This window comes from Pseudomonas sp. GW821-FHT03E01 (assembly GCF_059420765.1).
Window position 1 is genome coordinate 313,118 of sequence record NZ_JBWKUI010000001.1, and the last position, 22,337, is coordinate 335,454.

Consider the following 22,337-nt stretch of genomic DNA (forward strand, 5'->3'; position numbering starts at 1 on the left):
AGCCCACTACGGACGCGACGCCAGAGGAGATTTTAGAACAGGCTGAGCGGGTAGGGCTCACTCGGATTGAGGCAGTGGGTCATTCCAGTTGACCTAGGCTCACCCACCTTTCGTCAGCGAGATCAGCAACCCTTGTTGACAGAAAAATGCATCAGGAGAATACTCGCCTCAAGATTCATATATATGACTAGATAACAAGGTGAATACAGTCGATGAACTCCTTATCCAGCGATGTCCGGCTACCGCTTTATCAGCGCCTGCGAGATCAGTTGGCTGAACAGATTGCCAACAATCGTTGGCGTCCCGGGGAGGCCATTCCCACCGAGGCTGCACTTTCAGCGGAGTACCAACTGTCCACTGGCACCGTACGCAAAGCGGTTGACGCGCTGGTCAGTGAGGGCGTTCTTGAGCGTCAGCAAGGTCGAGGCACCTTCGTTCGCCGGCCGCAGTTTCAATCGTCACTGTTCCGATTTTTCCGCTTCCAGACCGCTGCGGGCGAGCGCCAGGTGCCGGAGAGTCGCATCTTGTCGATTGAGCCGGTGGCCGCACCCTCGGCGGTGGCCCAAACGTTAGGCCTGCCAATCGACGCACCGGTTATTCGCATTGTTCGCGTACGTCTTCTCGATGTTCAGCCGGTACTTGCCGAAGAAATCTGGCTACCTCGCAGCCGGTTTCAGCCGCTGCTGGAGATCGACCTGAGTCGAAAAGGGCCGCTGTTGTATCCGATTTACGAAGAAGTCTGCGGTCAGGTCGTCGCTTCTGCCGAAGAAACACTCACCGCCGAGTCTGTAAACGACGTGCATGCGCGATTGCTGCAAGTACCGGTCAACAGTCCCGTGGTGGTGATCGAGCGTCTGGCGCGTGACTACGCCGGGACGCCTCTGGAATGGCGTCGCTCCCGTGGGCATGCCCAGCATTTCCGTTACAGCGTGGATATTCGCTAGCGCCTTGCCTCAATAGCGGATCGCTCATCGGCGCCTGATCTGCGCCGTCTTCATCGTCTTGCTTGCCATGCCTGGCCTCGTAGCGGCGCGGTTCGCTTTCGGCTGCCTCACGTTTCACTTATAAGGATAAGAAATCATGTTCAGCTGGTATCGCCAAGTCACTCCTCGGGAGCGCAAAACGTTCTGGGCCTGCTTCGGCGGATGGTCGCTGGATGCTCTGGAAGTACAAATGTTCGGCCTGGCCATTCCGGCATTGATCGCTGCGTTCGCACTGACCAAGGGCGATGCCGGGCTGATCAGCGGCGTCACGCTGGTCACTTCGGCCATCGGCGGATGGGTAGGGGGGACGTTGTCCGACCGCTACGGCCGGGTGCGTACGTTGCAGTGGATGATTCTGTGGTTCTCCTTCTTCACCTTTCTGTCCGCCTTCGTCACAGGGTTCCATCAGTTGCTGATGGTCAAGGCACTGCAAGGCTTCGGCATTGGCGGTGAGTGGGCCGCCGGCGCGGTATTGATGGCAGAAACCATCAACCCGAAATACCGCGGCAAAGTGATGGGCACTGTGCAAAGTGCCTGGGCGGTCGGTTGGGGGCTGGCGGTCGGGGTATTTGCGCTGATTTATACGTTCGTACCGCAAGACATGGCCTGGCGTGTGATGTTTATCGTAGGCCTGCTGCCCTCGTTCCTGATCCTCTGGGTACGGCGTAATGTCGAGGAGCCTGACAGCTTCCAACGTTTGCAGAAAGAACACGCCATTCCACAGAGCTTCTTCAAATCCCTGGCCGGTATTTTCCGACCTGAACTGCTCCGCGTAACGCTGTTCGGCGGGTTGTTGGGCTTGGGCGCACACGGCGGATACCACGCGGTGATGACTTGGCTGCCGACATTCCTCAAGACCGAACGCAACCTGTCGGTGCTGAACTCCGGTGGCTACCTGGCCGTGATCATCTTTGCCTTCTGGTGTGGCTGCGTTGTTAGCGGATTCTTGATCGACCGTATTGGCCGCCGCAAAAACATCGTGCTGTTCGCGTTGTGCTGTGTCGTCACCGTGCAGTGTTATGTGTTCCTGCCGCTGACCAATACCCAGATGCTGTTTCTGGGGTTCCCGCTCGGCTTCTTCGCGGCCGGTATTCCAGCGAGCCTCGGCGCGTTGTTCAACGAGCTGTACCCGGCAGACGTGCGCGGCGCCGGCGTCGGCTTCTGCTACAACTTTGGCCGAGTGCTTTCCGCGGTGTTCCCGTTCCTGGTCGGTCACATGAGCGACTCCATGTCGCTTGGGTCTGCGATTGGTATCGACGCCGGGATTGCCTATGGCGTGGCGGTGATCGCGGCACTTTGTCTGCCGGAAACCCGTGGACGCAGCCTCGAAGCCTCGAGTGCATCGGTGCCAGCAACGGTCAACGGCAACGAGAGTGCGCGGGCCTGATGCCCTTTACCTTCTATAGATGAACGCTATGACTGACACCTGTTCTACGCCGATCACCGGCATCGACTCCCATGCTCATGTGTTTAGCCGTGATCTATGCCTGGTCGGTGCACGGCGCTATACCCCTGATTACGACGCCACGCTTGAGCAGTATCTGACGCACTTGCACGCTCATGGTCTGAGTCATGGCGTATTGGTGCAACCGAGCTTTCTCGGCACCGACAATAGCTACCTGCTGGCGGCGTTGAAGCAAGCGCCGGAGCAGTTGCGAGGAGTGGTTGTGCTGGAGCCAGGCGTCAGTCGCGCCATGTTGAATGACATGGATCACCTGGGCGTGGTCGGCGTTCGCTTGAACCTTATGGGTAAGGCGTTACCTGATTTTCGTAACAGTGCCTGGAGAGAGTTTTTCAGCCACATTGCTGATCTTGACTGGCATGTCGAGTTGCATAGGGAGGTAAAGGATCTGCCGGGACTGATCCATCAATTGACGCCGTTCGGTTTGAAGTTGGTGATTGATCACTTTGGTCGGCCGGATGCCAATTCGGGCGTCGATCAGCCCGGCTTTTGCGAGTTACTGGAGTTGGGATCGAAAGGTTCGATCTGGATGAAGGTATCGGGAATCTATCGTTTGGGAGGTACGCCGCAACAGAACATCAATTTCGCTCGAATGGCATTACCGCTGCTGGAACAAAGTTTCGGCCTTCGCCAGTTGGTGTGGGGCAGCGACTGGCCGCATACGCAGCATGAGCAAAGCATCGGTTTCAGCACCGTAGTCGATCAGTTGCAAGCCCTGGAGTGTTCGACGCAGGTTAGCTATTCGTTGCTGGTGCAAGTCCCTCGAAGGTTATTCGGTTTTGCGAAAGGCGAAAGCTGAAATTTACGCCTGCATTTGCAGATGACCATTCATCTCACCCATTTAAACGAATACATACAGAACATTCGAAGTGCGACCGTTGCAGTAAAACCTATCGTGGCTCATCGAGAGTTCTGTGTAATAGCAGCATATTCCAATTACAAGAGAGTAGATTCCATGAACACGTCATCCAATGCCGAAGTTGAAAGCACCCAAACGATGTTTGGTTTATTGCGTGCGCCGACAGGCGTTACGGTTTCAAACTTCTCTTTCAAATCTGAGTGCAGTTTGAGCGCCAGCCCAGCCGAGATCCTTTCATGACTCCCTTAGATGTAGACCTCTTACTGACCGCATTGGTGAGCGTCCTGGTGCTGGTGGCGCTCATCGTGTCGCGTCTCAAAATGCACCCGCTCCTGGCCTTGCTAGTAGTTTCCGTTGGCGTTGGCTTTGCAACCAGTATGGAACCAGAAACCATAGTCTCCCACTTGATCACCGGCGTCGGAAAGACACTGGGGGCAGTAGGGGTCGTAATCGCGCTTGGAGCGATGCTAGGCAAAATTCTTGCTGACGCAGGCGTCACAGAGCAGGTCGCCGAGGTCATCCTCAAGCGAACATCGGATCGGATGATACCTTGGGCCATGATGATGGTTGCATTTGTAATTGGCATTCCCATGTTTTTCGAGGTGGGCTTGGTGATCATGCTGCCGCTGATATTCAGCGTGGCGCGAAAGCTGGAAAGCCAGGCTCGCTTCAAAGGTTCAGCCTATGTGTATGTGGGTGTTCCGGTGATTGCGGCACTTGCAGCCATGCACGGGATGGTACCGCCGCACCCTGGCCCCTTGACGGCCATCGCCGCGCTCAAAACCTCGGTTGGGCCCACAATGCTCTATGGCTTCCTTGCGGCTATTCCTGCAATGATTTTAGGCGGCCCGCTTTATGGCGCATTCATTTCGCCGCGCATGAGCACTCGGCCCGATCAGGTTTTGCTAGATCAGTTCACCCTGGCTGAAAAAGCCGACGATCAACCAAGCACCAGCGTATGCCTTGGCGTGCTGGCAGCCTTGCTACCGGCGATCCTGATGCTGATTCATGCCGTCGCTGAGATGGTATTACCCAAGGACAATGCGATCCTGAAAATGGCTAGTTTCTTGGGCAATCCCCTGATCGCCATGCTCCTGGGCGTGCTGTTCGCAGGGGCAAGTCTGGTACTCGCGCGGGGCGGCGATGCGGGGCAATTGCGCGAATCCCTGGGCAAGAGCCTCAAGCCAATCGCCTCAATCATCATGATCATCGCCGGCGGTGGTGCCTTTCAGGAGCTGTTGACCAGCGCCAAGGTGGGCGATGCCATTGTGCACCTGACTCAGCAGTCTGCGTTCCCTCCGCTGATCTTGGGTTGGTTGATCGCGATGTTGCTCTCGGTATCTACCGGTTCTGCCACTGTCGGTATCGTTGGTGCTGCTGGCTTGCTGGCGCCGCTTGCAGGTGCTGATCCCAGCCTCAACCTGCCTCTGCTTGCCTTGTCCATAGGCTGCGGCTCGCTGTTCTTCAACTATGCGAACCATGCGGGCTTCTGGATGGTGAAGGAATCCTTCGGCATGACTATGGGCGAAGCCACCAAGACCATTTCAGTGGTTCAATCCATCGTGGCCGTGGTCGGTTTGATTGTGGTGTTGATGTTGAATGCGGCTGTCACGGTGGTTTGAGTCAGGATCTGTTCGCAGTTAGTAACCCTGCCCGAACGAGTTAGCCGAGGGGGGGAGATAGAGTTACGCTCCACAGGGTGTTTTACTCGGCTCTAACCCTAAAGTGTCGGCACGCATAAGCCCCGCCAGGTGAAGGTCTACAAAAAACCTCACACAGGCGAAGTTGTAGAAACGAAGGGCCCTTCAAGGGCCCTTTGTTGTATGCGCTTTCGAAATTGTTCAGATTAATGATCTATGAAAAAAGGAAAAGGGGGTGGAAACGGTTTTACTGTCAACTCAGGAGGGACAATACCTCAGAGCCTACGCATGTGGTCTGTCCCGGTATTAGTAGAGTGAAGAGGGGGCAGGAACGATAACGGTGGAGGTCGAGATCGTAGACCAAGATGTCGACTACGCGAACCGGATTGGCATCGTGGGCATAGTCATCAAGGCTCTCGGGAAGTAAAGGTGTCTTGGCCTCGATGTTCACATTGGATAAAGCGCTTCATAGGCGATCCCTGCGACGAAACCCTCAAAAACCATAGCAAGTGTTCGCGACGGCGTTTTTACATACTCTGGGCCAGATCATTCAGAAACCGTCAAAATGCCTTTTTCCTGCCTCGCGCCCACGACTTTGTTGATTAGTTCATCCCAAGGTGGCGTTGAAGGGAACAGCTCAATCAGAAATGCGAGGAATGCCTGTCAAATCCCAAATCGGCTTTAGGGGCGCTGATGATTTCACGGGTGGCTCGGGCTTGGACCTATCCACCATCGAACGTGTTGTAGATCACCTTGGATGGGGCATTCGACATGAGCCCAATCCGAATGGCGGTAGCCGCTTCACCTTGCAGCTTCCCGATAGCGTGTAGTTTTCCATCGACAGTAAAATCGACACACCGCACGCACATAGGTTGATTCATCAGAGATCGTCCTGCATTTTCCACCACAAGCAAGAGCATCGAATGAAAGGGATCCTCGAAAACCTGCGTCCGCTGGACTAATCTTGAAACATAATGTTACGTGTAATGTATATTATGTTAAATGATGTGTCATGTCATAGATGTTCATGAACCGCCTAAACCACTGATTCGACAAAAACGCTTCTGCCGTCCACGCTCTCAACGGGCTATGCCCTTCGTGTTCATGGTGAGTCATTCATGAGGTGGCTGCCGATGAAACTGATTCAGTGCCGTTTCTCTTCAGGTCAGCGTGTACCGCTGCTCGTACAAGATGGTCACGCAGCGCCGTTGCCCATACTCATTCGAGATTGAACGACGCTTTGAAAGCCATATCATCAATGTTCGTCCCGACCACGCTCGTTACCGCAGCCTGACAGATACGCAACTCCAGATCCTTTGATCCACTCATTTCGGAACGCCAAGCGCCGGATGATTTGCAGGACTGCTCATACCTACAGCGCAATTATGGATTCGCGCTCAGAAAGTATGATTTGAAGGCGATCAAAGTTAAGTCGTCGACATTCAGTCTCGGTGCCTTCTCGAGACTCATAGGTAGTCTTCAGACGTAGTTTCTCTTCCCTACCATAGATGTTGAAACCTTGCGGTACAGTCTGGCAGTAGAAGCGCGCTCCGTTACGCATTGATCCTGTTTCTGTTTGGATTGTAGGAACAACAACGAATCTCAAAATTTTCAGGCCCTCTCCTATATTGTCTTGCGGTTTGGTGCTCGCCGCGGTAATCGATAGGCATTCCAACAACAATTTGACGTGGAGCAGCAACGCTTGGAATTGAGACAACTGCGATATTTCGTAAAAATCCTCGAACACGGCAGCTTGGGACGCGCAGCTCTTGAACTGGACGTCGGCGTATCAGCCCTTAGCCAACAGATCGCGAAACTTGAAAGTGAGCTGTCAACCCGCCTCCTTAATCGCACCACTACTGGCGTCACACCTACCAGCTCCGGTATGGCGTTCCTGCACCATGCCCAGCTGTGTTTGCGGCAAGCCGAAAATGCGATCATGGCCGCTCACCGTGGGCGAATGAGTGGGTACGTCACCGTCGGAATGGCGCCCACGACTTCCACTGTTCTTGCCCTGCCATTGATCAACGCGATGCGAGAGCGTTACCCGGATATTCAATTGCACCTGGTCGAAATGCTATCCGGGCATTTGGCCACGCAACTCAATGCTCGCCAGATCGACCTGGCCATTCTGTTTCAACTCGAAGGTGGTAAGCGCTGGAGCGTGACACCGCTGCTCGACGAAAAACTATTTGTCATCAGCTCACCGCACCTGCCCCACGCACCACAAGGAACCAGCGTGCAACTGGCGGATCTGGGGCAACTTCCACTGGTAATGCCGAGTGCGCAACACGGTTTGCGTTCTACGCTGATGGTTGCGTTTGAACGTTCGGGATTGGCTCCCAACATCATCATGGAAGTGGATGGGCTTGCCGTATTGATGAACGCCGTACGCGCAGGTCATGCTGCCACCATCCAGCCCGGTGCGGCAGCAGCGCTCAAAGGTGAGTCGGGACTTTCAGTGGTGGAAATTTCCGATGCTCACGTAGGTCGACGAAACCTGCTGGCGACACTGCCTGATGATGAGCTGTCTCCCGCTGCTCTGGCGGCGCGACTGGTCATCACCGATGTCGCTCGACAGTTGGTCGTTGATCAACAATGGCCGGGAGCATCGTGGATTGAGGACGTCGCGTCATGATCCCGGCGCACCCTCTTCCCGGTTTCCAATACTGAGGTGTCCGCGCCAAAGCCTTTATGAAAACTAAACACCCCCATTCATTTCGCGCCTTTCGACAATAAGCTGACAGCTCTACCTTCCCCCCACTCGCGAGGAGCACTTCGTTCATGCCTCCTTGCGATTGAGGAGTGATGATGATCGACGTATTAGTAATTGGCGGCGGCAATGCCGCCTTGTGTGCAGCGTTGATGGCGCGAGAGGCTGGTGCTAGCGTGATGCTGCTGGAGGGCGCACCGAAAATCTGGCGTGGTGGCAACTCGCAACACACACGAAACCTGCGATGTATGCACGACGAACCGCAAGATGTGTTGGTCGATGCCTATCCCGAAGAAGAATATTGGCAGGATCTGCTGAAAGTCACCGGTGGGATTACTAACGAAAAGCTTGCACGTATTGTCATCCGCGCCTCGTCGAACTGCCGTGACTGGATGCGCTCCCATGGTGTGCATTTTCAGCCGTCGTTGTCTGGTGCCCTACATGTTGCGCGCACCAATGCGTTTTTCATGGGCGGCGGCAAAGCGTTGGTTAACGCGTACTTCCGCAGCGCCGAGCGGCTGGGTGTGAAGATCCGCTACAACGCTCAAGTCACCGACATCGAGTTGAAGGACGGAGCATTCGTCGCAGCCCACATCGGTGAGCGTGAGGTCAATGGTCAGCGTTTGCCCGCCGAGCGGATCCAGGCCAAGACGTGCGTTCTGGCGGCTGGCGGTTTCGAGTCGAACCGCGAGTGGCTCCGTGAGGCTTGGGGCCAAAACGATCGCGGAGAATGGCCGTCAGACAATTTTCTGATTCGCGGGACGCGCTTCAATACTGGTGTACTGCTTCGGCGCATGCAGAGCTTGGGCGCCGATTTTATCGGTGACCCAACCCAAGCGCACATGGTGGCCATCGACGCCCGTGCGCCCCTGTATGACGGTGGTATCTGTACCCGTATCGATTGCGTATCGCTGGGCGTGGTGGTCAATCGCGACGGCGAACGCTTCTATGACGAAGGCGAGGATTTCTGGCCCAAGCGCTATGCGATCTGGGGCCGCCTGGTGGCGGGTCAACCCGGTCAACAGGCCTACTCGATCATCGACCAACAAGCCCTCGGCCGTTTCATGCCTCCGGTGTTTCCGGGCACTAAAGCCAACTCTCTGCAAGACCTGGCCCGCCAGTTGAAGCTTCCCGTGACGCAATTTGTCAAAACCATCGAGGAATATAACGCAGCCTGCTGCGTCGGCACGTTCGACCACACCGCGCTGGACAATTGCCACACCGAAGGTTTGACACCCGCCAAAACCCATTGGGCCCGCCCATTGGTAAAGCCCCCATTCTGTGCCTACCCACTTAAACCTGGCGTGACCTTCACCTATCTAGGCCTCGCTACCGACGATACCGCCGCCGTTCACTTCAACGGCAAGGCTAGCCCCAACCTGTTTGTCGCAGGAGAAATGATGGCGGGCAACGTATTGGGCAAGGGCTATACCGCCGGCATCGGCATGGCCATTGGTACCGCATTCGGTCGCATCGCCGGTGTGCAAGCCGCGGCTGCGGCCGGCTTCCTGACCCCTTCCTCCACGGAGCCCCAACATGCAGCTGTTTGATCCCAAGGCACCGGGTAATTTGATTCCCGTACTCAACCTTGATGAAAGCGAAGTTCAGCGACAAATGACCGTTTGCAATGCCTGCCGTTACTGCGAGGGCTTCTGCGCTGTATTCCCGGCCATGACAAGGCGTCTGGAGTTTTCTCAGGCGGATATCCATTACCTGGCGAACCTTTGCCATAACTGCGGCGCATGCCTGCATGCCTGTCAGTACGCTGCCCCTCACGAATTCGTAATCAATGTGCCCAAGGCCATGGCCAAAGTCCGCCTCGACACTTATACCGAGTACGCCTGGCCACAGGCGATGGGCACACTATACCGACGCAACGGACTGACTCTGGCACTGTCCGCCGGTGTCGGGCTGGCACTGTTCCTGTGTCTCACGTTGATGGTGATGGGCAACCTGTTCACGGCGATGCCCGGGGGAAATTTCTACGGGATCTTTCCGCACAACACCCTGGCCGTAATGTTCGGTGCAGTTTTCGGATTCGCGGTACTCGCGTTAACCCTTGGCGCGCGGCGCTTCTGGCGCAATGTTTCACCGACCGACGCGCCCGCGCAGGAAAAAACCGCTGCTGCACTGGAAGCCACGGCCAACGTCGCCCGGCTCAAATTTCTGGACGGTGGCCATGGCGAGGGCTGCAATAACGCTGATGATCGATTCACCTTGTGGCGGCGGCGCTTCCACCACTTCACCTTCTACGGCTTCATGCTGTGCTTCGCCGCCACTGGGGTCGCCACGCTCTACCATTTCCTTCTGGACTGGTCGGCGCCCTACCCCGTCTTGAGCTTGCCGGTGATGCTGGGCATCAGCGGTGGGCTCGGGTTGCTGGTCGGCCCTGCGGGTCTGTTGTGGTTGAACCTGCGTCGCAACCCCGAACACGGCGACGAAAACCAGAAACCCATGGATCGCGGCTTTATCGCACTGCTGTTCCTGGTCAGCGCCAGCGGCCTGGCACTCCTGGCGTTCCGTGAAACCGCAGCCTTGGGCCTGTTGCTGGCAATCCATCTCGGCCTGGTCATGGCGTTTTTCCTGACCATGCCCTACAGCAAATTCGCCCATGGCATCTTCCGCAGCGCCGCGCTGCTCAAGTACTCCATCGAAAAACGCCAACCCAACCCGATCAACGCAGGTAGCGACTGATCGGCGATCCATTCATTCCAAAAACAATATTGATCACCACGGTAGCCATGATGAAAACAACAACTCAAGACACCCGATCCAAGGGGGCCAAACTGGGCGCCATCCTGCGGGTCACTAGCGGCAATTTTCTCGAACAGTTCGACTTCTTTCTGTTCGGGTTTTACGCGACCTACATCTCCCAGACGTTCTTTCCTACCACCAGCGAGTTCGCCTCGTTAATGATGACCTTCGCCGTATTCGGCTCGGGATTTCTGATGCGGCCGCTGGGCGCTATCGTGCTGGGCGCATACATCGACAAGGTGGGCCGGCGAAAGGGGCTGATCGTAACGCTGTCGATCATGGCCGCGGGCACGGTCTTGATCGCCTTGGTTCCGGGCTACGCCAGCATAGGCATCGCAGCGCCGATATTGGTGTTGCTCGGGCGACTGTTGCAGGGATTCTCTGCAGGTGCGGAAATGGGTGGTGTTTCCGTGTACCTGGCTGAAATCGCCACGCCCGGACGCCGGGGTTTCTATACCAGTTGGCAGTCGGCCAGCCAACAAGTGGCGATCATTCTTGCGGCTGCGTTGGGCTATACGATTAACGCGTCTATGGAGGCCGCCGACGTTGCAGCCTGGGGCTGGCGTATCCCATTCTTCATTGGTTGCCTGATTATCCCGTTCATCTTCATCATTCGCCGCTCGCTACAGGAAACCGATGCATTCAAAGCGCGCAGCCATCACCCAAGTGCCAGTGAAGTCTTTCGCTCGATGCGGGACAACTGGCGCACGGTACTGGCTGGTGGTCTGTTAGCGTCGATGACCACGACCACGTTCTATCTCATTACCGTCTACACCCCGACTTTCGGCCGGTCTGTACTGAACCTGAGCACCAGCGACAGTCTGGTGGTCACGCTCTTCGTCGGCCTGAGCAACTTCATCTGGCTGCCCATCGGCGGTACGATCTCTGATCGCATTGGACGCCGCCCCTTGTTGCTGGCGGTCACCTTGCTGTGCATCTTCACCGCCTATCCCGCCATGCATTGGCTGGCCGCGGCGGCAAGCTTCGAACGACTGCTCGCCGTGCTGCTGTACTTCTCTTTTTTCTTTGGCATTTACAATGGCGCGATGGTTGCTGCATTGACTGAGGTAATGCCTCAGAACGTACGAGTCGTAGGATTTTCACTGGCATTCAGTTTAGCAACGGCTGTGTTTGGCGGCTTTACACCCGCCGTATCAACAATCCTGGTGCAGGCAACAGGTGACAAGGCGTCGCCCGCCTACTGGCTAATGTTTGCTGCGTTGTGTGGGTTCACAGCGACGACGATCCTGTATCGCAGGCAAAAAGCAGTGCCAGTCAACGCTTGATCAAAGAGAGGTTTCGGCGGAATTCAGGGCTTTGCACTGAATAAATATCGCGCCCTGGCCTGCATTGTATGCGTCCGGCAAAGGCATCTAGCCCGCTCTGCTAAGCCAAGACAGGTGTGCACTTCAATTTAAGTGGACACCTCGTCTAGCCTTTTTAAGCAGATACTCCATGCGGCCAATGCGCCGTTCCTATTCCAAATCCTTCAAAACCCAAGTATTCGGAAAGCCGTAGCCGCACTTCAGTAGATAGGCTTCGGCAATGGGCCAGTTTGGGATCTTGATGATGGTGGATGACAGCTGTTTGACTCCAAGGAGAACAGCATCTCAAAGTAATAATGGCTGCAGCTCAAACCAACTGACGCATTTTATGATTACCGCAAGCGCCCTCCTCCGCTTCTTCCCTCCGGTTGAAAAAAAACGTGAAATCGTCGATGCACGAGTTGAAACGTTCAGCCATACACAGCGCCGAGGCCGCAGATACGGCTGTTGGTATCACCCCCTGATTGAGGTGACATGGTCGGGCGACAAACTCGCCATGGAGGCACACCCCATGTTCGCAAGTGTGCGATCCATCTCATCTTTGATAATGCTCAGCACCTGGCTAGCCCCTTCCTCGCCACCTGCAGCCAGACCGTAGAGTAGTGGCCTGCCTAGAAGAACACCACCCGCACCGAGCGCCATAGCTTTAACAACGTCAGAACCACGTCTGAAACCGCTATCAACAAGCACCTTGCCCGGATGAGCATTAGCAATTTGCTTAAGAACAGGCATAGGCGAGCAGCTCGAATCAAGTTGACGCCCGCCATGGTTTGAGAGGATTACGCCGTCAGCTCCGAACGCCATACAACGCGCAGCGTCTTCAGGGTGAAGTATTCCTTTGACTAACAGCCGATGTGGCCAGAGTTCTCGCAATCTTTTAAGTGAATCCCAGTTGAAACTGGCATCCATTTTCCGCGACAGCAGCGCAGCTTGAAGCTCTACGTTGTTGGCGTCCTGATTGGCGAAATTTGCCATCTGCGGCATCCCGCCTGTAAGCAAGCTTATAGACCAGCGCGGATGGAGCATTCCATCGAGCATTACCTTCGGCGTGTACTTGAAAGGCAGGCCAAAACCACTACGTAAATCACGCTCACGCTTGCCGTTCACCGCAACATCAGTGGTCAGCACTAGCGTTCTGTAACCTGCCGCCAGTGCACGAGCTACGAGTTGATCAGCAAGTGATGGGTGCACTACATAGAGTTGGAACCACAGTTCCCCTCCCGCTTTTTCCGCGACCTCCTCAATGGACGCATTGGCCGCCGTGGACAATATAAAGGGGATACCCGCTTTCCTGGCCGCCCTTGCTAGAGCGATATCGCCCTTCGGCCAGAATGCCCCATTAAGCCCCATCGGAGCTACCATGAGCGGCAGTGGCTGAGTAGTACCGAAGACGTTGACGCTCAGATCACGCTGGGCGACATCAACCAAACGCCTTGGGATGAGCTCCCAATGGTCGAACGTGTCCCGGTTACGCTGCAAGCATTTCTCATCATCGGCGCCGCCTTCAAGGTAGTCGAAGACCATTCTGGGAAGGCGCCGTTGCGCCAGTGAACGAAAACCTTCAACGCTAAAAGCTAAGCTCATGGTGTCCTCACGGCAGTACGAGAATACAAAGTAAAAACCCCACTCTATTGAGCGGGGCCTAATTGATCAAATCGATACTATCCAGGCCCTGAATAGATCACGCTTATTCAGAAGTAACCGCAAGTGCTGAGGACGTGACTAGATGGGTAGCAGCACCAGGTGCGGTTTCGATCAGGAACAAACCAGTGACAGCCGCTGCAAGTGATACCGCTCCCACTACCATCATGGGTAGCGCCAAGCCGTATAGATCGGCCAAACCACCTGCAATCACAGGCATCAATACACCGCCAATTAATTCGCTCACACCCGTTGGCACACCAACTGCTGCTCCGGTCATATTGGATGGGACGGACTCGCTAGGAATCACGGCCAAGAACAATGGTGCGATGCCAAATCCGAAGATACCGGCGGCAAACAGGATCGAAAACATCACCCAAGGGCCGGCGTGGCTCAGAGCAAATGCGAGCATCAGCAGACCGTAAATAGTGGCGCAAGTCACCAGCACAGGTTTACGCCCCCATCGATCCGACAAGGCGGGTACGGCGATCATTCCTATGAAGCCACCGAACCCCCAGCCCGAGACGATCAATCCCGTCGTGCTCAACGACAGCCCCACCACTTGAGTGAGGTAAAGCGCGACGAAGGTCGAGAATACGAACAAGCCCGTTTGAAACAGAGAGCCGATGACTGTAGTCACCCAGATATTGCGGAATTTGAGCACGCTGGTGATAGGAGCGCTTTTGTGTGCATCGCGCTCGACGGTCACCTTCCTGGGTTCGCGCATGAGCTTCGCGAGCATCACCGTCAAAATCAACCCAGGAATCCCGAGCAGAAAGAACACCCACTCCCATGGCATGTACAAGCTTAATTGAGTCGCAATGATCGGGCCCAAACCGATGCCCAACAGTGGAAAGAATGCTTGGTGAATGCCCATATTGAGCCCTCGCCGTTTAGGCGTCGATATCTCTGCGAGCGTCGCGACACTGGCACTGAAAACCCCGCCTTCACCTACGCCAAGAAGGCCTCGAACGACCAGCATTCCAGTGAAGCTTTTTACCGCTCCCGTCATCCATGTCATGAGTGAGAAGAAAATGCCGGAGTAGATCAACACCTTCTTCCGACCGTGGCGATCACTCACGCCACCAAGAACATAAGTAGACAGCGCCCATGTCAGCGCCAATACAGAAGCGATTGCACCGGCTTGGGTATTACTCAACCCCAGCTCTGGTATCAAGATTGGAAACAAGTACACCACCACCAACCGATCCAGACCTACGATGCCAAACAGCACCGCTAGCAGCCACACCATTTTCCACTCGTAAGCTGAATCACCAAGCGATTTATGCTGCATGTTATGCACCCATCAAAAAGGGATATCGATTAATTGGCTTCAAGGTCGTCAACAAGAGCGAGCTTGTCATCCGAACCGATTGATGCGTCCTCTGTAACGGGCCTGCGTGGCTCGCTGTTAAACAGCAGTCTTGTGACATCGCTTCGGGAGTAGTGGCCAACCGGATCTGCTGCAACTTTGGCCATCGTGACGGCGTCAAGGTTGATGTCCCCGTACAGCAGCCCTTCCTGGTCTGGCGGCAATGGAGTGGCCAAATCGGCGCCGTCGGGGCCATAGATGCGCGCGAAGCCTCCCCCGACCTTTAGCAAATTACGTGCTTCATCCGTTTGGCAGAGCAACTCAACAACATCCTCGGAAACCATCCCGCACGGGGCGAGAACGAAACACTGGCCTTCAACGGCATATGTGCGGCTTACGGCGTTATTAACCTCACCACCAATTGCTGGGGTGACGTCCGTATAGAGGGAAAAACCTGGCCATGCGGCGACGTGCACTTGCTCATGCTTGCTGTACATCGCGAATTTGGTCAGTGGCTGAATATGCTCCCAGCAGCACAGTCCCCCGAGCCGACCAATGTTGGTTTCATGAACTTGGATATCACTACCGTCGCCCTCCCCAAAGACCATGCGCTCTGCCACGGTTGGTTTGAGCTTGCGTCGGGTCGACAGGGTACGGCCCTGGTCGTCAATGAAAGTCTGCGCCATGTACAAGCTGCCATTGGATCGCTCGGTGAAGCCGAGGCACACGAAGATTTCATGGTCGGCTGCCGCTTGCTCCAATCGACGATAGTCCGGGCTATCAATCACCAAGGCCTGCTCGTGATATTGCAGCATGTACTGCATTGCCCAAGCTGGTGACCCCAGCCAGAAAAACCATGGGTAACCAGGAATGAAGTTTTCCGGAAACGCGATTACCCGAGCACCGTTGCCAGCTGCCTCGGCAATCAATTGAATGCACTTATCAACCGTCGCGCTGCGATCCATGAAGACGGGTGCTGCCTGCACCACTGCGACTCGATACGAAGTTGAAAAAGACATAGAAACCTCAAAAAAAGATGGCGCTCAGCCGTTGCTGCATCTTTGATGAAAATGCCCAATTGGAATGTGCTGAAAGTCTTGTCAGATTTGCTCTAGCTTCTCCATGCCATGGGTGGAGGGCACCCAGGCATGAAGAAAAATGTCTCAGCGGCTCACGACGGGATCTGCGAAATCCTGCTTGGGCAGATCTACATGCCGCTGGGAAACGAATTCTGTAGCGCTATGGCCTAGGCCCAATGCATACGCTCCTGGCGCTACAGACCAGCGCTGTGCCTTGACGTCAAAATCGGCGAGCAGGCGTGAATCCACTTGCAGGGTTATGGATCGCGATTCCCCGGCACGGAGCTCGATCTTGTTCCACCCCAGCAAGCGTTGCTGAGCTCGACCAGGCATACCCGTCAGATAGAGCTGAGGAACATCTTGTCCCGTCAGCTTGCCGATGTTGGTCACGTTAAAGCTAACGGTGAGCGGAGAGGTTTTTTCGACCTTCAGCCCATCATATTTAAACTGTGTGTAGGAAAGCCCGAAGCCGAATGGGAACAAAGGATTGATGTTTTTTCGCGCAAACCATTTATATCCAACGTCAGCGCCTTCGATGTTGTAGTCCACATCGATCTTGGCGTTTTCGGGGCCACCAAAGCCGGGTACCACAGGGCGAGGCAGTTGTTTGAGGTCTGCCGGGAAAGTGATCGGGAGGCGGCCCGATGGATTTACTTTGCCGGTCAGCGTGCGAGCGATGGCCTTACCACCACCTGCACCTGGATACCACGCCTGCATGACTGCTGCCGTTTTGTTGAGCCATGGCATGCTGATAGGGCCACCAGTTTCCAAGACCACAATGGTTTTAGCGTTTGCGGAGGCCAATGCGTCAATCAAGCCATTCTGACCGCTAGGCAACTCCAGGTCATAGGTGTCGTAACTCTCCATCATCCACTGCGTCGCGAACACGATGACCACGTCAGCGTTCTTGGCCAACGCAGCCGCTTCCCCGGAGTTACGGCCATCGTTGAAGGTAATGACTGCATCTGGCAGCTCCTCCTTCAGAGCCTTAAGCGGCGAGCTTCTATGCCAAACCATCTCGCGCAGTGAAGCGAACTGACCTTCGCCTCCCGTAGGAATTACCAGGCCAGCACCCTCTGGCTCTACAACCTGTGACGAACCGGCTGCAGAGAGAACCCCCTTGTCCGCGTTGCCACCCACTACAAGGATCTTCTTGGTCGCACCATTGAGAGGCAACGCATGCTTCTCGTTGCGCAACAACACCATCCCCTCTTCGGCAGCTTGTTGTGCTACGGCCTTGCTCGCTGCGTAATCAATAGGTGTTTTAACAGGAGGGTGCTCAAAGAGGCCAACATCAAACATCGAGCGCAGGACTCGCTGGCTCATTTCACCCAAACGAGTGCGATAAACTTGGTCTTGCTCAGCTTTGGCCAACAGTGGCTTCTCGAAGAAAACATCTCCAAATAACCACTTGTCCAACTGTGTGCCCATCTCAATATCCACGCCATGCATGGCGGCTTCGACACCGTGAACAGAACCCCAGTCGGACATCACAAAACCGCGATAGCCCCAACGATCCTTTAAGATGCGCTGAAGCAGATCAGCGTTGTCGCAGGCGTGAATGCCATTGACTCGGTTATAACCACACATCACTGCGCCCGGCTGGCCGCGCTCGATGGCGATTTGAAATGCCAGCAGATCACTCTCACTCAAAGACCGTTCACCGATGACAGCGCTCATGCCCATTCGCGCGGTCTCTTGATCGTTCATGGCGAAATGCTTGATCGTTGAAAGCACATGCTGGCTTTGAATGCCCTTGATGTTTTCACCTGCCATCGTGCCAGCAAGCAGGGGATCCTCGCCAAAGTATTCAAAATTCCTTCCATTGCGTGGATCACGAGCCAAGTTTACGCCACCTGCTAGCATGACGTTGAATCCTTTACTCCATGCTTCATGCCCGATCATTTGGCCGCCATCGTAGGCGACCTTTGGATTCCAGCTGGCAGCACTGCTGAGCCCTGAAGGAAGGGGCGTCCCCCCATCTCCTGGCCGGACATTGGCAGGGTTGGCAACGCCCAGGCTTGCATCGGTGATTTGGAGCGCTGGGATGCCCCGCGTTGTGTCGGCAGGCACAAACCCAGCGGATCCGATGGCGCCATCTGGCACTGTAAATCCAAGGATAGGCATGGCCATTTCGCCGTGTACTCGGCGTATTTGCTCTTCAAGTGTCAGATCTTGCTGAAGAAGCTTTGCACGATGATCAGATGATTTATCCGAGTCTAACCAAGGTTGAGACGCCGCGAGTACGTGGGTGTTTGTCATTATAAGTGTTAGCAGCATGGTGGCGCTTGAAGGAATTCGGTTTTTCATTGGGTTGTCCTTTAGAAGCTGATGTTGAATCGCAGGCCAAGCACCGTCGCATCCGGCACTTTGTCCACACCACCTGGAGCGTGGTAATACTGGATATTTGGCTGGAGGTAGAGCCACCTCGTGGCTTGGTAGCGATAGAACAACTCAGTCGAAACTTCGGTGTCGCCTAGCGGGAGATAACGGGGATCGTCGTAGTCATCGACGCCTGCCAACTGGTTAGTAAGATCTCGATTTCGTGTCCAATCTTTGTTGATCTTGATTGCCGTACTGGCAAATCCAAGCATGTCATCCGGGCGATTGTCGAAAAGGCCGTTGTAGTAAAGACCGGCGCCGTAGCCGTAATGCAGGACAGAAGTTTCCTTGTCATTGATCTCGGCGTTAACAAAAGCGCGCAGGCCTTGCTTACTGTCTCCGCCAGGCCCCGTCAGTTGCTGTTCAAAGAAAGCCCAAGCCGCCCGCTTACCATGGCGAGTCTTGAATCCAGCAGATGGATTAGATGCCTCCATCCCGCCGGCAGCACCTGCTGCAACATCGGGTGCGTCTACGTTGCTGTAATAGGCGCCAATGAAATAATTACCCGCTAACTTTCGCTCTCCCCAATAAGGGCGCCAGCCGAGCAGCACCGGGTAGATTTGCCCTTCAGTACCACGATCACTGAGGGAAATAGCTCTGTCATTGGTGGTGGTCTGGGGGTTCTGCTGGTAGACGCCAAACTTTACGTACCAATCCGGCGTCATGTGCCAGGTAGTCGTAGCCGCCCACGTACTGATTGGCCATCCGTACCAAATGTTGCTTATGCCAGGGACGGTGCCGCAGTTGACAAGACTTTGAAACTCACAGGTGGACGGAAAAAACTCTTCCGTCGGTGTCATTTTCCCAACCCTAAGGCTCAACTGTTTGTCGAAGAAGTTTTGCTGGTAGGTGAGTCGGGTCAAGCGCGTCACAGAGCCAAAGCCCCACACTTCTTGCGAGAGATTGGGAAGTGAACCCGTGCGAGGGTCGTTCACGCGAGTGTTTGTAAGTAACTCATGGTTGTTTCGATTAGTTACGACGAGGCTGAATTCTCCATCCACACCGAGCTTTTTACTCAAATCGTAGTTAAACAGGGCTGTGGTCTGATCACTTGTTTCCAAAGCTGTCTTTTGGTCATAACCACCTCTCACGTTCGTAGCCAGTTCATTTACGTAGAACAGCCCAAAGGTGAACCCTTGCTCACTAAGCTCATTGCGTTTCCCCGACCAATCACCAGTCAGCCATGGCGAGTCTGAAGCTAAAGGCTCAGCAGCTAGGGCGGGGATGCTGATTGACCCTACGAGGGCTAAACCACCAGCTGCTATACGTTTCTTCAATTCGAGTGCTCCTTTTGTCGAGCGCAAAGGAGCTCGCCAGGCTCCTACTTGCTTCGTGTATATGTGTGGGGGCAGAAAAATCTTGATAGCGGCGCCAAGCTGTCTGCGTTGAGAACTATCGCAGGCCACTGGAGTAAACCGCTGCCCTCCACTTCCTGAGGAAGTTGCCTCTATTTCTTAAGCTGGAGCGCGTCATCAGGCGAGCGTGAAAGTCGACGTCACGCCCTGAAATGAGGCGAGTTTCGGTGGCGAGAAAGCGAAACGAATGCCTTCCTGTACTCCGCTTCCACCATTACTGGGCTGTGGATCTCAAATCGATGAATCTCTTTGGGAGAGGCACCCTATTTGCTTGCTTTTAGGCAAGCAGCCAGCGCAGGACACTCAACATGCACACCACACTCTCAACAAGAGCAATACCCGAAGGTGACCGCCTACCTTTTTGGAGGGAAACAATTGGAAAAATGTTTATGCCTCTGGAGTGCGTTGCCGGCGCGGGGACGTCCTTTAGTGCGGATCTGCAACATGCGTCCGTGGGGCCAGTAGACTTAATGGCCATGACGGCCAGTCCGCATCAGGTGACCCGAAGCGCTCGTTTAGTCCGCAACTCTGACGCTGACTATTTTATGGTCAGCTATCAAATTTCCGGACAGGGTTTTTTGAGACAGAGTGATAAAGAATCCCAACAGAGCGCTGGAGACTTCGTTCTCTACGACAGCACTCGGCCATTTGAAATGGGATACTGCGAAAACTTCAGCAAGTATATCCTTAGAATTCCTCGCAGCCTTCTTAGCGCTCACGTGAGCAGCCCTGATCGCCTATGCGGATTGACAATAAGCGCCAAATCAAGCCCTAGCATTTTGCTGGGCGGCATGCTGCGCTCTCTGGCAGAAAGCAGGGCTGAGATGGCAACAACTGTGCTGGATCCGATAGCCAACGCTTTGATTGAGTTGGTAGTTGGAGGTTTGCAGTCCTTACCTCAGGCTCAACAAGGCGAAGTATCTAAACTTCAGACCTTTCATCTATCCAGGGTAAAGAGTTACATACTTCAGAACCTGAGAGACCCGAGCCTGAATATCGAGAGGATTGCTTTAGATCTTAAGATGTCGGTGAGTTCTCTATATCGGATTTTTGAAAAAGAAGATCAGCCACTTTCTCAGTGGATCTGGAGTCAACGGCTTCAGCTATGTCAACGCGACCTGAAGAGTCCTGTTTTGAAAGAAAAGAATATTGGTGATATCGCATTTGATTGGGGGTTCAGCAATTGCACGCACTTCAGCCGTGCATTCAAACGCGAAACTGGAATGACTCCCAAGGAGTTCCGTAAGCAACACATGACTGGATAAGATGATCCAGGGGCCACGTAACTCCATCATGCTTCGACTAGGACGAAGCACTCTGCCGCTTTTTCACGACAGCTCTTTCATGCCTATCAGAGCATGGAGGCACTGAGTAACAGGAACGTGAACACCAGCGGCCTGCCCTTTCTCCACAATTGCGCCCGCTATAAGTTCATTTTCAGTCTGGCGCAATGTGCATGGCTGCCTTCTAAAATTGGTAGGTATAAGTAGTGATCAGACGATTCTCATCGTAGTCCGGGCCAGACAATGAGCCGCTACCGAAGCGGGTTTTGACCTCGATGTGACGCCACTCAAAGCCGACGTTTTTGAAGAGGCCACTTTGGATGACATAGCTCAACACCAGGTTGCTTTCGCTCTCGACATTCTTGTCCAAGGCATTGCTACCTCGATCAATTCCGGTACCCCGCATATAGCGAGTCATCAGCTTCAGCCCCGGAGCACCCATAGCAGCAAAATCGTAGTCATACCTGAGTTGCCAAGAGCTCTCATTGGGCTTGAAGAATCCGAGTGTTGACCAGTTGACGAGATAGGGTTGTGGGGCATATCCATTGAAAAGCGGGAACGCTGATTCGCCAAGCATACGTTGATAGCCAATCCCGAATGCATGACCTGCCTTTTTCAGGGTAGTCATGGCACCATAGGTTTTATTGTCAATTTTCCCGTAGAGCGCGTCTCCATCCTCGCTATTTTGATAATAGCGCAAGTCAGTTTTCAACGCGTAACCGCCACCCAGATCAAAAACATCTGTAAGCCCAAGATAGTGCTGTTTGTAAATGTCTTCCAGCTGCCCATAGAAATAGGTTCCTGAAAGTCCAGGCGTGAACTGGTAAGTAGCCCCTGCAAAGTTCAGCCCATCGCTACGGCGTTTGATGTCAGGGCCATTCATCAAATAGATTTTTTCATGACTGGACGATTCGCGTGCAGCAATTTCAGTGATACGCCCGCCGGTGAGAGTAAGGCCTTCCCACTCTTTAGACTCCAGCAGTGCACCCTGATAAGTGGTGATGAGCTGGCGCGAATCGTCAATATAGGCAACTGGCAGAGTGGGACGTAGCTCACCGAGCTTTAGCTCTGTTTTGGAAACACGTATTTTTGCCGTGGCATTCGAACGCCCATATTCCCTGACCTGTTCACCTCGGCTGGCGTCGTAGGGTATGACACTATCGGGCCCTCTACCGCCGCCGCCATCTAATCGATACGCCCATTGAGCGCTGGTATCAAAGCCAAACTGAACTGGCCCCTCGGTATACCCAGAGATGAAACGCAAATCGAAACCCTGAGTCCAACTGCCGACCCTAGATTTAGGCGCATCGCTTTGTTTGAAGTCACGGTCAATATAAGCATTACGCAGACCTAATGTGACCTTGCTATCTTCGAGAAAGTCCGCTCTAGCAGATAACGGTTGCACACAGGACAAGCAAGTGACAGCAAGTACACCACATTTTGTCTTGGAGAGAGTCTGCATAAATTTACCTTTTTATTTTTTTTGGAGGCGATAGCAGGCCGCCGCCCTTATAAATAAAGGCAGCGGATACAATTTTTGTAAAAAGCT

Annotated in this window: 17 protein-coding genes and 2 pseudogenes; 11 read left to right on the forward strand and 8 right to left on the reverse strand. The window is 54.4% G+C overall.

Translation table 11 applies throughout. The annotated features are described in order from the left end of the window. The first annotated feature begins 212 nt into the window (after nucleotides 1–212). The 6 genes and pseudogenes from AC07VO_RS01540 to AC07VO_RS01565 form a co-directional block, all read left to right on the forward strand. Nucleotides 213–944 carry a GntR family transcriptional regulator gene (locus AC07VO_RS01540; protein WP_086944295.1) on the forward strand — a complete coding sequence of 244 codons (732 nt, stop codon included), beginning with the start codon at nucleotides 213–215 and terminating at the stop codon, nucleotides 942–944. 136 nt (nucleotides 945–1,080) lie between these two features. Then, nucleotides 1,081–2,370 (forward strand): MFS transporter, encoded by a 1,290-nt coding sequence (locus AC07VO_RS01545; protein ID WP_018925910.1) that lies wholly within the window; start codon nucleotides 1,081–1,083, stop codon nucleotides 2,368–2,370. A gap of 28 nt (nucleotides 2,371–2,398) precedes the next feature. After that, nucleotides 2,399–3,244, forward strand: a complete 846-nt coding sequence (locus AC07VO_RS01550; protein ID WP_018925911.1) for an amidohydrolase family protein — start codon at nucleotides 2,399–2,401, stop codon at nucleotides 3,242–3,244. 156 nt (nucleotides 3,245–3,400) lie between these two features. Continuing rightward, the gene (locus AC07VO_RS01555) at nucleotides 3,401–3,544 is read left to right on the forward strand and encodes a hypothetical protein (protein WP_155944795.1); all 144 of its coding nucleotides are present in this window, start codon (nucleotides 3,401–3,403) and stop codon (nucleotides 3,542–3,544) included. Further along, a complete protein-coding gene (locus tag AC07VO_RS01560) occupies nucleotides 3,541–4,926 on the forward strand; it encodes a GntP family permease (protein WP_032833722.1) in 1,386 nt (461 codons plus the stop codon). The genes AC07VO_RS01555 and AC07VO_RS01560 overlap by 4 nt, the downstream gene beginning before the upstream one ends. A gap of 108 nt (nucleotides 4,927–5,034) precedes the next feature. Continuing rightward, nucleotides 5,035–5,154, forward strand: a pseudogene (locus AC07VO_RS01565) (hypothetical protein); the annotation flags it as partial. Nucleotides 5,155–5,287: 133 nt separating this feature from the next. Here the strand turns inward: AC07VO_RS01565 and AC07VO_RS01570 are convergent. After that, nucleotides 5,288–5,414: pseudogene (locus AC07VO_RS01570) on the reverse strand (hypothetical protein); the annotation flags it as partial. Nucleotides 5,415–6,646: 1,232 nt separating this feature from the next. On the opposite strand from AC07VO_RS01570, the gene AC07VO_RS01575 reads away from it, so the two are divergent. The 4 genes from AC07VO_RS01575 (at nucleotide 6,647) to AC07VO_RS01590 (ending at nucleotide 11,697) form a co-directional block, all read left to right on the forward strand. Further along, the gene (locus AC07VO_RS01575) at nucleotides 6,647–7,582 is read left to right on the forward strand and encodes a LysR family transcriptional regulator (protein WP_138867536.1); all 936 of its coding nucleotides are present in this window, start codon (nucleotides 6,647–6,649) and stop codon (nucleotides 7,580–7,582) included. Nucleotides 7,583–7,755: 173 nt separating this feature from the next. Next, the gene (gene tcuA / locus AC07VO_RS01580; RefSeq protein WP_026286398.1) at nucleotides 7,756–9,207 is read left to right on the forward strand and encodes an FAD-dependent tricarballylate dehydrogenase TcuA; all 1,452 of its coding nucleotides are present in this window, start codon (nucleotides 7,756–7,758) and stop codon (nucleotides 9,205–9,207) included. After that, nucleotides 9,194–10,351, forward strand: a complete 1,158-nt coding sequence (gene tcuB, locus AC07VO_RS01585; protein ID WP_192350496.1) for a tricarballylate utilization 4Fe-4S protein TcuB — start codon at nucleotides 9,194–9,196, stop codon at nucleotides 10,349–10,351. The genes tcuA and tcuB overlap by 14 nt, the downstream gene beginning before the upstream one ends. 47 nt (nucleotides 10,352–10,398) lie before the next feature. Beyond that, nucleotides 10,399–11,697 (forward strand): MFS transporter, encoded by a 1,299-nt coding sequence (locus AC07VO_RS01590; protein ID WP_192350718.1) that lies wholly within the window; start codon nucleotides 10,399–10,401, stop codon nucleotides 11,695–11,697. A gap of 492 nt (nucleotides 11,698–12,189) precedes the next feature. On the opposite strand, the gene AC07VO_RS01595 is transcribed toward AC07VO_RS01590, so the two are convergent. From AC07VO_RS01595 to AC07VO_RS01615, 5 genes are all read right to left on the reverse strand, one after another. Then, nucleotides 12,190–13,320 carry an alpha-hydroxy-acid oxidizing protein gene (locus AC07VO_RS01595; protein ID WP_192350498.1) on the reverse strand — a complete coding sequence of 377 codons (1,131 nt, stop codon included), beginning with the start codon at nucleotides 13,318–13,320 and terminating at the stop codon, nucleotides 12,190–12,192. A 103-nt stretch (nucleotides 13,321–13,423) separates the two neighbouring features. Further along, the gene (locus tag AC07VO_RS01600) at nucleotides 13,424–14,671 is read right to left on the reverse strand and encodes an MFS transporter (RefSeq protein ID WP_225609188.1); all 1,248 of its coding nucleotides are present in this window, start codon (nucleotides 14,669–14,671) and stop codon (nucleotides 13,424–13,426) included. Nucleotides 14,672–14,700: 29 nt separating this feature from the next. After that, on the reverse strand, nucleotides 14,701–15,708 hold the full coding sequence (locus tag AC07VO_RS01605) for a carbon-nitrogen hydrolase family protein (RefSeq protein ID WP_026286399.1): 1,008 nt from the start codon (nucleotides 15,706–15,708) through the stop codon (nucleotides 14,701–14,703). Nucleotides 15,709–15,852: 144 nt separating this feature from the next. Next, on the reverse strand, nucleotides 15,853–18,078 hold the full coding sequence (locus tag AC07VO_RS01610) for a beta-glucosidase family protein (RefSeq protein WP_192350500.1): 2,226 nt from the start codon (nucleotides 18,076–18,078) through the stop codon (nucleotides 15,853–15,855). Between the two features lie 11 nt (nucleotides 18,079–18,089). Continuing rightward, entirely contained in the window at nucleotides 18,090–19,427 is a 1,338-nt protein-coding gene (locus AC07VO_RS01615; protein WP_192350502.1) for a carbohydrate porin, read from the reverse strand. A gap of 386 nt (nucleotides 19,428–19,813) precedes the next feature. On the opposite strand from AC07VO_RS01615, the gene AC07VO_RS01620 reads away from it, so the two are divergent. Further along, nucleotides 19,814–20,770 (forward strand): AraC-like ligand-binding domain-containing protein, encoded by a 957-nt coding sequence (locus AC07VO_RS01620; RefSeq protein ID WP_081626502.1) that lies wholly within the window; start codon nucleotides 19,814–19,816, stop codon nucleotides 20,768–20,770. 63 nt (nucleotides 20,771–20,833) lie between these two features. Here AC07VO_RS01620 and AC07VO_RS01625 read toward each other — a convergent pair whose 3' ends face one another. Further along, on the reverse strand, nucleotides 20,834–20,956 hold the full coding sequence (locus AC07VO_RS01625; protein WP_167331178.1) for a ketopantoate reductase C-terminal domain-containing protein: 123 nt from the start codon (nucleotides 20,954–20,956) through the stop codon (nucleotides 20,834–20,836). A gap of 16 nt (nucleotides 20,957–20,972) precedes the next feature. Further along, entirely contained in the window at nucleotides 20,973–22,250 is a 1,278-nt protein-coding gene (locus tag AC07VO_RS01630) for an OprD family porin (RefSeq protein ID WP_018925925.1), read from the reverse strand. Between the last annotated feature and the right edge of the window lie 87 nt (nucleotides 22,251–22,337).